Here is a 14703-nt window from a genome sequence, read left to right as displayed (position 1 = left end):
TGTGCAAACCGGGGGCGTATTATGTGCGATCGCGAGCAAAAAGGGAATTGACCTGCGGCAATAAATAGCAATCGTTTTCCTGCTTCTGCCGTTTTATTCATTTTTCAACTTTTCTATCCCGTATAAATCATTTCGATAAACAAAATCTCTCTGCCAGACTGCACAAATTGTTATCAATGTTAAATAAAAGCGAACAATTAGTTATAAGTGGAGATTGAAATTATGCGCGTCATTACTCTGGCGGGAAGCCCACGCTTCCCCTCTCGCTCCAGCGCCTTACTGGAATACGCCCGGGAAAAACTGAACGACCAGGATGTTGAAGTCTGTCACTGGAATCTGCACAACTTTGCCCCAGAAGACCTGATTTATGCGCGCTTCGACAGCCCGGCGCTGAAAACCTTTGTCGAACAACTGCACGACGCCGACGGATTGATTGTTGCAACGCCGGTCTACAAAGCAGCTTACTCCGGAGCGTTGAAAACGTTGCTCGATCTGCTTCCCGAACGCGCACTGGAAGGAAAAGTGGTTTTGCCGCTGGCAACAGGCGGTACCGTGGCGCATTTACTGGCCGTTGATTACGCGCTTAAGCCGGTGCTGAGCGCGTTAAAAGCCCAGGAAATCCTGCACGGTGTTTTTGCTGATGATTCACAGGTCATTGATTATCAGCATAAACCGCAGTTTACGCCCAACCTGCAACTGCGTCTGGACAATGCGCTCGACACCTTCTGGCTGGCGTTGCATCGTCGTGATGTCCAACTTCCTCAATTGAATGCTCTGCGAGGTGCCGCCCATGCTTAATCTGCTCAAGCGTCACACGCCGTGGTTGGCGTTGACCGGATTGCTGTCACTTTCAACGCTCGTCCATGCCGCAGAGTCTGCACCAGACGCGCTGCGCATAGGCTACCAGAAAGGAAGCGTCAGTATGGTGCTGGCAAAAAGCCATCAGTTACTGGAGAAACGCTACCCACAGACCAAAATCTCGTGGATTGAGTTTCCGGCAGGGCCGCAAATGCTGGAAGCACTCAATATTGGCAGTATCGATCTCGGCAGTACCGGTGACATTCCGCCGATTTTCGCCCAGGCCGCCGGAGCCGATCTGGTTTACGTTGGCGTCGAGCCGCCCAAACCAAAAGCCGAAGTGATTCTGGTGCCCAAAAACAGCCCGATCCAGAGCGTTGCGCAGCTCAAAGGGCATAAAGTCGCCTTCCAGAAAGGTTCCAGCGCCCACAATTTACTGCTGCGAGCCTTACAACAGGCCGGGCTGAAATTTACCGATATTCAACCAACATATCTGACACCCGCAGATGCCAGAGCAGCCTTCCAGCAAGGTAACGTTGATGCGTGGGCTATCTGGGATCCTTACTATTCCGCCGCGTTGCTGCAGGGTGATGTGCGCGTGCTAAAAGATGGCTCAGACCTCAAACAGACCGGCTCCTTTTATCTCGCCGCGCGTCCTTATGCCGAGAAAAATGGCGCGTTTGTTCTTGGCGTGCTGGATACCTTTAGCCAGGCTGATGCGTTAACTCTCAGCCAGCGCCAGCAAAGTATTACCCTGCTGGCCAAAACCATGGGACTGCCAGAGCCGGTGATTGCGTCTTATCTTGATCACCGGCCGCCAACGACCATCTCACCCGTCAGCGCCTCGGTTGCCGCCCTGCAACAACAAACCGCCGATCTGTTTTATGACAATCGTCTGGTGCCGAAAAAAATCGATATTCGCCAGCGTATCTGGCAACCCACTCAGCAGACAGGAGCAAAATTATGAGTCTGAACATGTTCTGGTTTTTACCCACCCACGGGGATGGCCACTATCTGGGGACGGAAGAAGGCTCGCGTCCGGTCGATCACAGTTATCTGCAGCAAATCGCGCAGGCTGCCGATCGCCTGGGATTTACCGGCGTGTTGATCCCAACCGGTCGCTCCTGTGAAGATGCCTGGCTGGTAGCCGCCTCCATGATCCCTGTTACTCAGCGGCTCAAGTTTTTGGTCGCGCTGCGTCCAAGCGTAACCTCGCCAACGGTTGCCGCACGCCAGGCTGCAACGCTCGACAGACTCTCTAACGGCCGGGCGCTGTTTAACCTGGTGACCGGCAGCGATCCACAGGAGCTGGCTGGCGACGGCGTGTTTCTTGATCACACCGAGCGCTATGAAGCTTCTGCTGAATTCACCCAGATCTGGCGTCGGCTGTTACAGGGGGAAACGGTGGATTTCAACGGCAAACATATGCACGTCCGCGGCGCGAAGCTGTTTTTTCCTCCCGTACAACAACCCTGGCCGCCACTTTATTTCGGCGGTTCTTCCGATGTCGCGCAAGACCTGGCTGCCGAGCAGGTTGATCTCTATCTGACCTGGGGCGAACCGCCTGAACAGGTGAAAGAGAAGATTGAGCAAGTGCGAGCCAAAGCAGCAGCGCTTGGACGCAAGATCCGCTTTGGTATTCGTTTGCATGTGATCGTGCGGGAGACGACGGATGAGGCGTGGCAGGCAGCGGAGCGTCTGATTTCGCATCTTGATGACGACACGATTGCCAAAGCCCAGGCCGCCTTCTCAAGAACAGATTCGGTTGGCCAACAGCGGATGGCCGCGCTGCACAACGGTAAACGCGACAAACTGGAAATAAGCCCGAACCTGTGGGCAGGCGTTGGGCTGGTGCGTGGCGGCGCCGGAACCGCGCTGGTCGGCGACGGCCCGACCGTCGCAGCGCGCATAAACGAGTACGCCGCGCTGGGTATCGACAGCTTTGTGCTGTCGGGGTATCCGCATCTGGAAGAGGCGTACAAAGTTGGCGAGCTACTGTTCCCGCATCTGGATGTTTCGATACCTGAAATTCCACAGCCACAGCGTCTGCACCAACAAGGCGAAGCGGTGGCTAACGAATTTATTCCCCGTAAGGTCGCGCAAAGCTAAGGACACGCTGATGACAACACCGAAAAACAGGTGGCTATTGCGCCTCGCACCCTGGTTTTTGCCGGTAGGTCTGGTGGCGCTCTGGCAGATAGCCTCGTCAATGGGCTGGCTATCCACCCGCATCCTGCCCTCCCCGGAAGGCGTTGTCGAAGCCTTCTGGACACTTTCCGCCAGTGGCGAGCTTTGGCAGCATCTGGCGATCAGTTCCTGGCGCGCGCTGATCGGATTCTCGATCGGTGGATCGTTGGGTTTGACGCTGGGACTCATCAGCGGTCTTTCACGCTGGGGGGAACGCCTGCTGGATACGTCGATACAGATGCTGCGCAACGTTCCCCATCTGGCGCTGATCCCGCTGGTGATTTTGTGGTTCGGCATTGATGAATCGGCGAAGATCTTTCTCGTCGCCTTGGGCACACTGTTCCCGATTTACATCAACACCTGGCACGGGATCCGCAATATCGATCGCGGCCTGGTGGAGATGGCGCGCAGCTATGGATTGTCCGGCTTTTCACTGTTTATCCATGTGATCCTCCCCGGCGCCCTGCCCTCGATTATGGTTGGCGTACGTTTTGCTCTCGGACTGATGTGGCTGACGTTGATCGTTGCGGAAACCATTTCCGCCAATGCCGGCATTGGTTATCTGGCGATGAATGCGCGAGAATTTCTGCAAACCGACGTGGTGGTAGTGGCCATCATTCTCTACGCCCTGCTCGGCAAACTTGCCGATGTCAGCGCCCAACTGCTGGAGCGAGTCTGGCTGCGCTGGAACCCGGCTTACCATGTGAAGGAGGCTACTGTATGAATACCGCTCGCTTGAATCAGGGTACGCCGCTTTTGCTGAGCGCCGTGACCAAACAATACGCCGCCAATACAGTGCTGAATCAATTAGATCTGCATATTCCGGCAGGGCAATTTGTTGCCGTAGTGGGCCGCAGTGGCGGTGGCAAAAGCACCTTGCTGCGCCTGCTGGCTGGGCTGGAATCGCCCACTTCAGGCGCATTACTTGCCGGAACTACCCCGCTGGCAGAGATTCAGGATGATACGCGCATGATGTTTCAGGATGCGCGCCTGCTGCCATGGAAAACGGTTATCGATAACGTTGGTCTGGGGCTGAAAGGTCAATGGCGCGATGCGGCCCGTAATGCGTTGGCCGCTGTTGGCCTCGAAAACCGGGCACAGGAGTGGCCTGCCGCCCTGTCTGGCGGCCAAAAACAGCGCGTGGCCCTGGCGCGGGCATTAATTCACCGCCCTGGCCTGCTGTTACTGGATGAACCGCTCGGCGCGCTGGATGCGTTAACCCGTCTTGAGATGCAGGATCTGATCGTCTCGCTATGGCAGGACCACGGCTTTACGGTGCTGCTGGTGACGCACGATGTCAGTGAGGCCGTCGCAATGGCAGACCGCGTGCTATTGATCGAAGAGGGTAAAATCGGGCTGGATCTGACGGTGGATATTCAGCGCCCCCGCCGTTTGGGATCGGTGCGGTTAGCCGAGCTGGAAGCGGAAGTGTTGAACCGGGTGATGAAACGCGGCGAGACGGAACAACCGATCCGTCGGCATGGATAACCACTCAGAAAACAAGGCCCGATAGCGATTACCGGGCCTTTTGCCGGATGGCGACGTTACCGCCTTATCCGGCCTACAAAATTACAGGTCAACGTTTCAGGCTAACGCTTTGTCAATCTTCTCGAACAGATCGCCGGAGAGATTCTCGAGGCCTTTCAACTGTTCCAGCGCCGCACGCATCTTCGCCTGACGTTTGGCATCATAACGTTTCAAACGAATCAACGGCTCAATCAGACGTGACGCCACCTGCGGATTGCGGCTGTTCAGCTCAGTCAGCATATCGACCAGGAACTGATAGCCGCTGCCATCTTCCGCATGGAAAGCCGCCGGGTTGCTGCCCGCAAAAGCACCAATCAGGGAACGAATACGGTTCGGGTTACTCATACTGAAGGAACGATGCTCCAGCAGACCGCGTACCGTTTCCAGCACGTTTCTCGCCGGGCTGGTGGATTGCAGGATAAACCATTTATCCATCACCAGACCGTCATGATGCCATTTATCGTCATACTCCTGCATCAATGCGTCACGGCATGGCAGTTGCGCCGCCACCGCAGCGGACAGCGCCGCCAGGGCGTCAGTCATATTGTTCGCTTCGCGGTACTGCTTGCTAACCAACGTGTCAGCCAGATGGGTTTCGCCAAAGGCCAGGAAGCGCAGGCAGGCATTGCGCAGCGTACGCTTACCAATATCAGCATGCTCAACGCGGTACTCGTCAAGATGATTAGCGTTATAGATAGCGAGGAATTCATCCGCCAGCTCAGCCGCCAGCGTGCGGGTCAATGCTTCGCGAACTTCCGTTATCGCGACCGGATCGATGATATCGAACAGTTCGGCGATTTCATTTACCGAAGGCAACGTCAGGATCTCTGCCGCCAGCGCCGGATCGATTTTCTCATCGAGCAAAATCGCGCGGAAAGCATCGGCCACATGTACCGGCAGCGACAACGGCTGACCCTGCTGATGACGGGCAACGTTGAGCTTAATATAGGTCGCCAGCAGACTTTGCGCCGCATCCCAACGAGAGAAATCGTTACGCGCATGACGCATCAGGAAGGTCAGTTGCTGATCGCTCCATTTGTATTCCAGTTTTACCGGTGCGGAGAATTCGCACAGCAGTGCCGGAACCGGCTGGAAGTACACGTTATCAAAGACAAACGTCTGTTCTGCCTGGGTCACGTTGAGCACAGCATTCACCGGATGCCCGCCTTTTTGTAGCGGGATCACTTTCCCTTCGTTGTCATACAACTCGAGGGCGAAAGGAATATGCAGCGGTTGTTTCTCGGCCTGATCCGGCGTGGCTGGCGTACGCTGGCTGATAGTCAGCGTGTATTGTTCCGTTGACGGATTGTAGTCATCACGCACGGTCAGAATCGGCGTACCGGACTGACTGTACCAGCGGCGGAAATGAGAGAGATCGACATTGGACGCATCTTCCATCGCCTGCACGAAATCATCACAGGTAGCAGCGCTGCCGTCATGACGCTCAAAGTACAGCTGCATCCCTTTCTGGAAGTTAGTCTCCCCCAGCAGAGTGTGGATCATACGAATGACTTCAGCGCCCTTTTCATACACGGTCAGGGTATAGAAGTTGTTCATTTCGATAACCATATCCGGGCGGATCGGGTGCGCCATCGGGCTGGCGTCTTCGGCAAACTGCAGGCCGCGCATGGTACGTACATTGCTGATACGGTTTACCGCACGTGAGCCGAGATCGGAACTGAACTCCTGATCGCGGAACACGGTTAAACCTTCTTTCAGGCTCAACTGGAACCAGTCGCGACAGGTCACACGGTTGCCGGTCCAGTTATGGAAATATTCGTGACCAATAACGCGTTCAATATCGAGATAGTCTTTGTCGGTGGCCGTATCGGTGCGGGCCAGCACATATTTGGAGTTAAAGATGTTCAGACCTTTATTCTCCATCGCGCCCATATTGAAGAAGTCGACGGCGACAATCATATAGATGTCGAGGTCATACTCAAGGCCGAAACGCTCCTCATCCCATTTCATGGAGTTTTTCAGCGAGGTCATTGCCCACGGCGCACGGTCCAGATTGCCGCGATCGACATACAGTTCCAGCGCCACTTCACGTCCTGAGCGGGTGGTAAAGGTGTCACGCAGGACGTCGAAATCACCGGCTACCAGCGCAAACAGATAGCACGGTTTCGGGAACGGATCCTGCCACTGCACCCAGTGACGACCGTTTTCCAGTTCACCCTGCGCCACGCGGTTGCCGTTAGAGAGCAGGAACGGATATTGGGTTTTATCGGCGATAATTTTGGTGGTAAAACGCGCCAGAACATCGGGTCTGTCGAGATACCAGGTAATATGGCGGAACCCTTCTGCCTCACACTGGGTGCACAGCGCATCGCCAGACTTATACAGTCCTTCCAGCGCGGTATTGGCCGCCGGGCTAATTTCATTCACGATACGCAGCGTAAAACGTTCCGGCAACTGACTGATGACCAGAGCGCCCTCTTCTTCTTTATACTCTGTCCACGGCTCGTCGTTCACGTGGATTGTCACCAGGGTCAGATCTTCGCCATCCAGGCGCAGCGGCGCACTGGACGCACCATGACGGACAGCCTGGCTCACGGCGGTGACCACGGTTTTTTCAGCATCCAGGTCAAAGGTCAAGTCAATATCAGTAATCTGGTAATCCGGCGCACGATAGTCGTGACGGTATTTGGCTTGTGGCTGTTGTGTCATAAAAAAACCTTTAGCATCTTTGTAGAGTCTCGGCTTCAGTCTATTCCTGTTGCGTAAATCGCGCTACGCAGAATGTTCATCTTTTCAGGCACAAACACCCTTTTTGCTACATTTTCATAACACGCGGCACGAATTGCCCTCGACCAGAAAGACAGCTTATGGTGTGATCGGGGTTCAATAAATCGCTAAACAGGGTATACTCCAGCGGTTTTCTTAGTTGTTTATTGTACTAAACGCTCCCGTGAGAGGATGCTACTGCGCACCTATGACACAATTCGCTTCTCCTGTTCTGCACTCGCTGCTGGATACAGACGCTTATAAGTTGCATATGCAGCAAGCCGTTTTTCACCACTACTATGATGTACAAGTAGCGGCTGAATTTCGTTGCCGTGGCGATGACCTGCTCGGTATTTATGCCGATGCTATTCGTGAGCAGGTGAATGCCATGCAGCACCTGCGACTGCAGGAGGACGAGTACCAGTGGCTCTCCGGCCTGCCTTTCTTTAAAGCTGATTACCTCGCCTGGTTACGTGATTTCCGCTATAACCCGGAACAGGTGTGCGTCACCAACGATAACGGCAAGCTGAACATCCGCTTAACCGGTCCATGGCGTGAAGTGATCATGTGGGAAGTCCCGCTGCTGGCGGTTATCAGCGAACTGGTGCACCGTTACCGTTCGCCCGAATCAGGCGTCCCACAGGCACTCCATGAGCTGGAAAGCAAACTAGTCGAATTCTCTGCTTTAACGAAAGATGTCGATATGTCCCGCTTCCATCTGATGGATTTCGGTACGCGCCGTCGTTTTTCACGCGAAGTACAGCAGGCCATTGTTAAACGCCTGCAGCAAGAATCCTGGTTTGTCGGCACCAGCAACTACGATCTCGCCCGTCGTCTGTCATTAACCCCGATGGGTACGCAAGCGCATGAGTGGTTCCAGGCTCATCAGCAAATCAGCCCGGAGCTTGCCACCAGCCAGCGCGTTGCGCTGGCCGCATGGTTAAATGAGTATCCTGACCAACTCGGGATTGCGCTGACGGACTGCATCACCATGGATGCGTTTTTACGCGACTTTGGCGTTGAATTTGCGACCCGTTACCAGGGCTTACGTCACGACTCTGGCGATCCGGTTGAATGGGGTGAAAAAGCCATTGCCCACTATGAAAAACTGGGGATTGATCCGCTGAGCAAAACGCTGGTGTTCTCCGATAACCTCGATCTGAAAAAAGCGATTGAGCTCTACCGCCACTTCTCTTCTCGCGTACAGTTGAGTTTTGGCATTGGTACACGGCTAACGTGTGATATTCCGCAGGTTAAGCCGCTCAATATTGTTATCAAGCTGGTGGAATGTAACGGCAAACCGGTAGCGAAGTTATCTGATAGCCCCGGTAAAACCATCTGCCACGATAAAGCGTTTGTTCGTGCGTTGCGCAAAGCTTTCGATTTGCCGCATATTAAAAAAGCCAGTTAATCTTCACAGGGAGCCACATCGGCTCCCTTTTCGCGTTTATTTCCGAAATCTTTCACTCCAGCAACGAATTCTGCTTGTCTGATTGCAGATGCCAGGTAACATAGGTATCCCCCCCATTACGGGTGGACATGTGTTTATATATCCGACTATTAACAGAGAGAATATTATGAGCGTTGTGCCTGTAGCCGACGTACTCCAGGGCCGCGTAGCCGTTGACAGCGAAGTCACCGTGCGCGGATGGGTACGTACCCGCCGAGATTCAAAAGCTGGCATCTCCTTCCTCGCCGTTTATGACGGTTCCTGCTTTGATCCTGTACAGGCCGTCATCAATAATTCTCTGCCCAATTACAATCAGGACGTATTGCGCCTGACAACCGGCTGTTCAGTTATCGTAACGGGTAAAGTCGTTGCGTCGCCTGGACAGGGACAGAGCTTTGAAATTCAGGCCACTGAGGTTGAAGTCGCGGGCTGGGTTGAAGATCCTGACACCTACCCGATGGCGGCCAAGCGTCACAGCATTGAGTATTTGCGTGAAGTGGCGCACATGCGTCCGCGTACCAACATGATTGGTGCGGTAGCGCGTGTACGTCATACGCTGGCGCAAGCACTGCATCGTTTTTTCCACGAGCAGGGTTTCTTTTGGGTATCCACGCCGCTGATCACCGCTTCCGATACGGAAGGCGCTGGTGAGATGTTCCGTGTTTCTACGCTGGATCTGGAAAACCTGCCGCGTAACGATCAGGGAAAAGTCGACTTCGATAAGGACTTCTTCGGTAAAGAAGCCTTCCTGACCGTTTCTGGTCAGTTGAACGGCGAAACCTACGCCTGCGCCCTGTCCAAAATTTATACCTTTGGCCCGACGTTCCGTGCAGAAAACTCTAACACCAGCCGTCACCTGGCAGAGTTCTGGATGCTGGAGCCAGAAGTGGCTTTCGCCAATCTGGACGACGTGGCAGGCCTCGCTGAAGCCATGCTGAAGTATGCTTTCAAGGCCGTACTGGCAGAGCGTGCGGATGATATGAAATTCTTCGCTGAACGCGTAGACAAAGACGCGATTTCACGCCTGGAACGTTTCATTGACGCCGACTTCGCGCAGGTGGACTACACCGACGCGGTAAGCATTCTCGAAAAATGCGGCAAACAGTTTGAAAACCCGGTTTACTGGGGTGTGGATCTCTCTTCCGAGCACGAACGTTATCTTGCTGAAGAGCACTTTAAAGCGCCGGTCGTGGTTAAAAACTACCCGAAAGATATCAAAGCGTTTTATATGCGCCTTAACGAAGACGGTAAAACCGTTGCGGCAATGGACGTACTGGCTCCGGGAATCGGTGAAATCATCGGTGGTTCTCAGCGTGAAGAGCGTCTGGACGTGCTGGATGCCCGTATGCTGGAGATGGGTCTGAATAAAGAAGATTACTGGTGGTATCGCGACCTGCGCCGCTACGGTACCGTTCCGCATTCCGGCTTCGGCTTAGGCTTCGAGCGTCTGATTGCCTACGTTACTGGCGTGCAGAACGTCCGTGATGTCATTCCGTTCCCGCGTACTCCGCGTAACGCCAGCTTCTAAAACTGAATTTTTAATCCAAAGGCCAGCATTCATTGCTGGCCTTTTTTGTAACCGCGCCACGTTACAGGGATCCCCATAACACGTTAAATACAACCCTTCGCCTCCCCTCTTCCTGTTACGTAATATTTCACAGCAACACATTCGAACAAAAAATAATCAGCAGTTTTATTGTGGATTAGCATTTTCTGATTAAATAGTACATTTTTTAACCTTTCACATGGCTGTCCAGATGTCCATAAATCACCTTCAGTTAAATCAGTTCTTTTAGTCATCGCGAAGAAAAAGCGGTCTTAGCAAAATTAAATATAAGAAAATCATATAAATAGAAATAACAGGGGTGATTTTTAGCGCAGAGACATCTGAAGTTTGAAGTTGTTCACAAAGTTGCATAAAAATAACGTTTTGTTACACATTTTTTCTTTTTGAAACCAAATCTTTATATTTGTAGCACTTTGAGAGTAGCGAAACGATAGTTTGAATGGAAAGATGCCTGTCAGACACATAAAGACACCAAACTCTCATCAATAGTTCCGTAAATTTTAATTGACGGAATTTATTGGCGGCAGTGGCAGGTGTCATATAAAAACCGATGAGGGTAATAAATAATGATGAAGCGCAATATTCTGGCAGTGGTTATCCCTGCTCTGCTGGTAGCCGGGGCAGCTAACGCTGCAGAAGTTTATAACAAAGATGGCAACAAAGTAGACATTTACGGTAAAGCTGTGGGTCTGCACTATTTTTCCAAGAACAACGGTGATAACGCCTACGCGCCTAACGGCGATCAGACCTATGCCCGTCTTGGTTTCAAAGGGGAAACTCAGATTAACGACCAACTGACCGGTTACGGCCAGTGGGAATACCAGTTCAGCGGCAATAACCCAGAAGGCGGTGACGATGCCCAGAAAGGCAACAAAACCCGTCTGGCGTTCGCTGGTCTGAAATTCGGCGACGCGGGATCCTTCGACTACGGTCGTAACTACGGCGTCGTATACGATGCGCTGGGTTACACCGATATGCTGCCAGAATTCGGTGGTGATACCGCTGCTTCTGACCAGTTCTTCTCCCAGCGTAACGGCGGTCTCGCAACCTACCGTAACTCCAACTTCTTCGGTCTGGTTGAAGGCCTGAACTTCGCCGTTCAGTACCTGGGCAAAAATGAGCGTGATGACGTTCGTCGCTCTAACGGTGATGGCGTTGGCGGTTCTATCAGCTACGAATTCGACGGCTTCGGTATCGTAGGTGCTTACGGTGCGGCTGACCGTACCGATGCTCAACAAAACCCGGCTCTGCGCGGCCATGGCGACAAAGCTGAGCAGTGGGCGACCGGCGTTAAGTACGATGCGAACAACATCTACCTGGCGGCGAACTACAGCGAAACCCACAACGCTACCCGTATCGCTAACGGTTATGCCAACAAAACTGAAGACGTGCTGTTGGTTGCCCAGTATCAGTTCGACTTCGGCCTGCGTCCGTCCCTCGCCTATACCAAATCTAAAGGTAAGGACATTGAAGGTATCGGTGACGTAGATCTGGTGAACTACTTCGAAGTGGGTGCGACTTACTACTTCAACAAAAACATGTCCACCTATGTTGATTACATCATCAACCAGATCGATTCTGACAACAAACTGGGCGTAGGCTCTGACGACACCGTCGCAGTAGGTATCGTTTACCAGTTCTAATAGCAGACCTCTTTGTTAAATGCCTAAAAAACAGGACTTCGGTCCTGTTTTTTTATCTCTGCTAGCGGATTCTTGCGTCTTAAAAAAACACCTCAGCTTTTCGTCAGTAACGGTTGGCATTTTGTAAATCTACCGTTAACCTGATAGCGGACTTCCCTTCTGTAATCACTATGGAACCTCGTCATGTTTGAGAACATTACCGCCGCTCCTGCCGACCCTATTTTGGGTCTGGCTGATTTGTTTCGTGCCGATGACCGCCCAGGAAAAATAAACCTCGGGATCGGTGTATATAAAGATGAGACAGGCAAAACGCCGGTACTGACCAGCGTTAAAAAAGCCGAGCAATATATACTGGAAAATGAAACCACCAAAAACTACCTTGGCATTGACGGTATTCCAGAGTTTGGTCGCTGCACTCAGGAATTACTGTTTGGTAAAGAGAGTTCGCTTATCAACGACAAACGCGCACGTACAGCACAGACCCCTGGTGGTACTGGCGCACTGCGTGTAGCAGCTGATTTCCTGGCAAAAAACACCTCGGCTAAACGCGTTTGGGTGAGCAATCCAAGCTGGCCGAACCATAAGAGCGTCTTTAACTCTGCCGGTCTGGAAGTTCGTGAATACAATTATTACGATGCGGCAAACCACTCTTTAGACTTTGATGCGATGCTGGCAAGCCTCAGCGAAGCGCAGGCCGGCGACGTGGTGTTATTCCACGGCTGCTGCCATAACCCAACCGGTATCGATCCAACACTGGAGCAGTGGCAAACGCTGGCTCAGCTTTCCGTCGATAAAGGTTGGTTGCCGCTGTTTGACTTCGCCTACCAGGGTTTTGCCCGTGGTCTGGAAGAAGATGCGGAAGGTCTGCGCGCATTCGCGGCGCTGCACAAAGAGCTGATCGTCGCCAGCTCCTACTCCAAGAACTTTGGTCTGTACAATGAGCGCGTAGGCGCCTGTACGCTGGTTGCAGCCGATGCTGAAACCGTTGACCGCGCGTTTAGCCAGATGAAATCAGCCATTCGTGCTAACTATTCCAACCCGCCGGCACACGGCGCATCCGTAGTCGCTACGATTCTGAGCAACGACGCGCTGCGCGCCATCTGGGAACAAGAGCTGACTGATATGCGCCAACGCATTCAGCGCATGCGTTTACTGTTCGTGAATACGCTGCAGGAGAAAGGTGCAAGCCGCGACTTCAGCTTTATCATCAAACAGAACGGCATGTTCTCATTCAGCGGCCTGACTAAAGAACAGGTTCTGCGTCTGCGTGAAGAGTTTGGTGTCTATGCCGTCGCTTCCGGACGTGTAAACGTAGCCGGAATGACGCCAGATAACATGGCGCCGCTGTGCGAAGCGATTGTCGCAGTACTGTAATCAATAGCGCACAAAAAAAGGCCGCAATCGCGGCCTTTTTATTTATCTGCGCTTTTACCAGACAGGCATTTCATCCTGCAGGAACGGGTTATGCAACCGTTCGTGACCCAGCGTAGAAAGTGGACCGTGGCCCGGAATAAACGTCACGTCATCGCCCAACGGCAACAGTTTACGTTTAATTGAATCAATCAATTGGCTGTGATCGCCGCGCGGGAAGTCGCTGCGTCCTACGCCGCCTTTGAAAATCACGTCACCCGAAATCAGTAATTTTGACTGCTCATCAAAGAAGACCACATGCCCCGGCGTGTGGCCCGGACAATGCAGTACGTGTAACGTCACATTGCCCACGCTTATCCGGTCGCCTTCATTCAACCAGCGATCGGGCGTCAGCGGCTCACAATCTCCCAGGCCAAACATCCTGCTCTGAGCAGGCAGCCCCTGTAGCCAGAACTCATCTTCTTTTTCCGGGCCAATAACCGGGACACCATAATGCTGTGCCAGTTCAGCCGCCGCCCCAACGTGGTCAAGATGACCATGAGTGAGCAGGATCTGCATAAGCGTCAGACCGCTGGCATCCACTTCCTGTTTGATTTTCCCGGCATCGCCGCCGGGATCGACCAGCGCGGCCAGACGAGTCTGCTCACACCAGATTAACGAGCAGTTCTGGGCAAATGCAGTGACCGGAATAATACGATAGTTCATACAGCTCCTGTTTCATTAAGCTTACGGATCACCAGTGCCGTGCAGGTCCGGTGTCAATATGCACAAAGTTACTGCTGGGGTAGTATCCTACACCACCTGCGCGCATAGATAACGCAGCTTTGCGAATATTACTTAATGCGATGCCTTCAATATGGAAATCCATAGCCTGGCCTTTCGTGTGGTAGCTTTTCTTAGCGACACCACGGCTGCGCGCACGGAGTTCATTATTGGTATCGATTGAGCGATAGCCAGAGATCAGCTGTACGGGTTTACGCGTGCCCAGCAGGCCCTGCAGACGGAAGAGTTGGTCAAACAATCCCGGGTCAATGGATTTCACTTTATTGGCCCGAAAATCACGGAAAAAGTGGTTAAGTTTTGCTAATTCGTCCTGAATATAGCCCCTGCCATCAAAAAACTCTGCTTTTATTGACTCACCGGTATGCAGGTTATTCAGAGTCAAGATACGCGGACGTGGGGTAGAGAGTGTGGCAAACGCGGGCGTAGGCAGGATGGCAGCGCCGAGGGCAATGCCACCAAGCGCCAGCAGTTTGCGGCGATTAGCGTCAAATTTGTCCATGGTATTAAGATCTACAAGGTCAATGTTATCGTATGTATGCTCTAGCGCACGCGGGAAACCTTATCTGGCTAAGTAGTCTACGTCAAGGCTCCCAACCCCAGGAAATACGGGGCTTACAGCCATTTTGCCCCGTTTCCGACATAACTTACGA

12 protein-coding genes are annotated in these 14703 nt (G+C 52.8%); 9 read left to right on the top strand and 3 right to left on the bottom strand.

Features of this window, described 5'->3' with window-relative positions:
- The first annotated feature begins 222 nt into the window (after positions 1-222).
- The 5 genes from ssuE to ssuB are packed head-to-tail and all read left to right on the top strand — an operon-like array spanning position 223 to position 4473.
- Positions 223-798, top strand: coding sequence for an NADPH-dependent FMN reductase (ssuE, locus tag FOB24_RS10380; RefSeq protein WP_038639389.1), 576 nt, complete (start codon positions 223-225; stop codon positions 796-798).
- Complete coding sequence (locus tag FOB24_RS10375; protein ID WP_087857549.1) at positions 791-1765, top strand: sulfonate ABC transporter substrate-binding protein; 975 nt, start codon at positions 791-793, stop codon at positions 1763-1765. The genes ssuE and FOB24_RS10375 overlap by 8 nt, the downstream gene beginning before the upstream one ends.
- Positions 1762-2907 (top strand): FMNH2-dependent alkanesulfonate monooxygenase, encoded by a 1146-nt coding sequence (gene ssuD, locus FOB24_RS10370; RefSeq protein WP_038639379.1) that lies wholly within the window; start codon positions 1762-1764, stop codon positions 2905-2907. The genes FOB24_RS10375 and ssuD overlap by 4 nt, the downstream gene beginning before the upstream one ends.
- 10 nt (positions 2908-2917) lie before the next feature.
- Positions 2918-3709 (top strand): aliphatic sulfonate ABC transporter permease SsuC, encoded by a 792-nt coding sequence (gene ssuC / locus FOB24_RS10365; RefSeq protein WP_038639375.1) that lies wholly within the window; start codon positions 2918-2920, stop codon positions 3707-3709.
- Positions 3706-4473, top strand: coding sequence for an aliphatic sulfonates ABC transporter ATP-binding protein (gene ssuB, locus FOB24_RS10360; RefSeq protein WP_087857551.1), 768 nt, complete (start codon positions 3706-3708; stop codon positions 4471-4473). Before ssuC ends, ssuB begins: the two co-directional genes overlap by 4 nt.
- A gap of 96 nt (positions 4474-4569) precedes the next feature.
- Here ssuB and pepN read toward each other — a convergent pair whose 3' ends face one another.
- Positions 4570-7182 carry an aminopeptidase N gene (gene pepN, locus FOB24_RS10355; RefSeq protein ID WP_150344865.1) on the bottom strand — a complete coding sequence of 871 codons (2613 nt, stop codon included), beginning with the start codon at positions 7180-7182 and terminating at the stop codon, positions 4570-4572.
- Between the two features lie 265 nt (positions 7183-7447).
- Between pepN and pncB the strand changes: the two genes are divergently transcribed.
- The 4 genes from pncB to aspC all read left to right on the top strand — a co-directional run bounded on the left by pncB (position 7448) and on the right by aspC (position 13273).
- The gene (gene pncB, locus FOB24_RS10350) at positions 7448-8650 is read left to right on the top strand and encodes a nicotinate phosphoribosyltransferase (protein ID WP_069323257.1); all 1203 of its coding nucleotides are present in this window, start codon (positions 7448-7450) and stop codon (positions 8648-8650) included.
- A 166-nt stretch (positions 8651-8816) separates the two neighbouring features.
- Positions 8817-10217, top strand: a complete 1401-nt coding sequence (asnS, locus tag FOB24_RS10345) for an asparagine--tRNA ligase (RefSeq protein ID WP_038639361.1) — start codon at positions 8817-8819, stop codon at positions 10215-10217.
- Positions 10218-10822: 605 nt separating this feature from the next.
- Positions 10823-11899 (top strand): porin OmpF, encoded by a 1077-nt coding sequence (gene ompF, locus FOB24_RS10340; protein WP_121528839.1) that lies wholly within the window; start codon positions 10823-10825, stop codon positions 11897-11899.
- Positions 11900-12082: 183 nt separating this feature from the next.
- Entirely contained in the window at positions 12083-13273 is a 1191-nt protein-coding gene (gene aspC, locus FOB24_RS10335) for an aspartate transaminase (protein ID WP_042309427.1), read from the top strand.
- 54 nt (positions 13274-13327) lie between these two features.
- Here the strand turns inward: aspC and FOB24_RS10330 are convergent, their stop codons facing one another.
- Positions 13328-13975, bottom strand: a complete 648-nt coding sequence (locus FOB24_RS10330) for an MBL fold metallo-hydrolase (protein ID WP_038639351.1) — start codon at positions 13973-13975, stop codon at positions 13328-13330.
- A gap of 28 nt (positions 13976-14003) precedes the next feature.
- A complete protein-coding gene (locus FOB24_RS10325) occupies positions 14004-14552 on the bottom strand; it encodes a YcbK family protein (protein ID WP_003831948.1) in 549 nt (182 codons plus the stop codon).
- Positions 14553-14703 lie beyond the last annotated feature (151 nt).

The organism is Citrobacter werkmanii (genome assembly GCF_008693645.1).
Classification (GTDB): Bacteria; Pseudomonadota; Gammaproteobacteria; order Enterobacterales; family Enterobacteriaceae; genus Citrobacter; species Citrobacter werkmanii.
The sequence above is the reverse complement of the archived record's forward strand: the minus strand, read 5'-3'. Positions and strand labels throughout refer to the sequence as shown.

Excerpts from the sequence above, each read along its gene's own strand:
- ssuE (WP_038639389.1), top strand. The coding sequence starts at position 223 with ATGCGCGTCATTACTCTGGCGGGAAGCCCACGCTTCCCCTCTCGCTCC.
- FOB24_RS10375 (WP_087857549.1), top strand. The coding sequence starts at position 791 with ATGCTTAATCTGCTCAAGCGTCACACGCCGTGGTTGGCGTTGACCGGA.
- ssuD (WP_038639379.1), top strand. The coding sequence starts at position 1,762 with ATGAGTCTGAACATGTTCTGGTTTTTACCCACCCACGGGGATGGCCAC.
- ssuC (WP_038639375.1), top strand. The coding sequence starts at position 2,918 with ATGACAACACCGAAAAACAGGTGGCTATTGCGCCTCGCACCCTGGTTT.
- ssuB (WP_087857551.1), top strand. The coding sequence starts at position 3,706 with ATGAATACCGCTCGCTTGAATCAGGGTACGCCGCTTTTGCTGAGCGCC.
- pepN (WP_150344865.1), bottom strand. The coding sequence starts at position 7,182 with ATGACACAACAGCCACAAGCCAAATACCGTCACGACTATCGTGCGCCG.
- pncB (WP_069323257.1), top strand. The coding sequence starts at position 7,448 with ATGACACAATTCGCTTCTCCTGTTCTGCACTCGCTGCTGGATACAGAC.
- asnS (WP_038639361.1), top strand. The coding sequence starts at position 8,817 with ATGAGCGTTGTGCCTGTAGCCGACGTACTCCAGGGCCGCGTAGCCGTT.
- ompF (WP_121528839.1), top strand. The coding sequence starts at position 10,823 with ATGATGAAGCGCAATATTCTGGCAGTGGTTATCCCTGCTCTGCTGGTA.
- aspC (WP_042309427.1), top strand. The coding sequence starts at position 12,083 with ATGTTTGAGAACATTACCGCCGCTCCTGCCGACCCTATTTTGGGTCTG.
- FOB24_RS10330 (WP_038639351.1), bottom strand. The coding sequence starts at position 13,975 with ATGAACTATCGTATTATTCCGGTCACTGCATTTGCCCAGAACTGCTCG.
- FOB24_RS10325 (WP_003831948.1), bottom strand. The coding sequence starts at position 14,552 with ATGGACAAATTTGACGCTAATCGCCGCAAACTGCTGGCGCTTGGTGGC.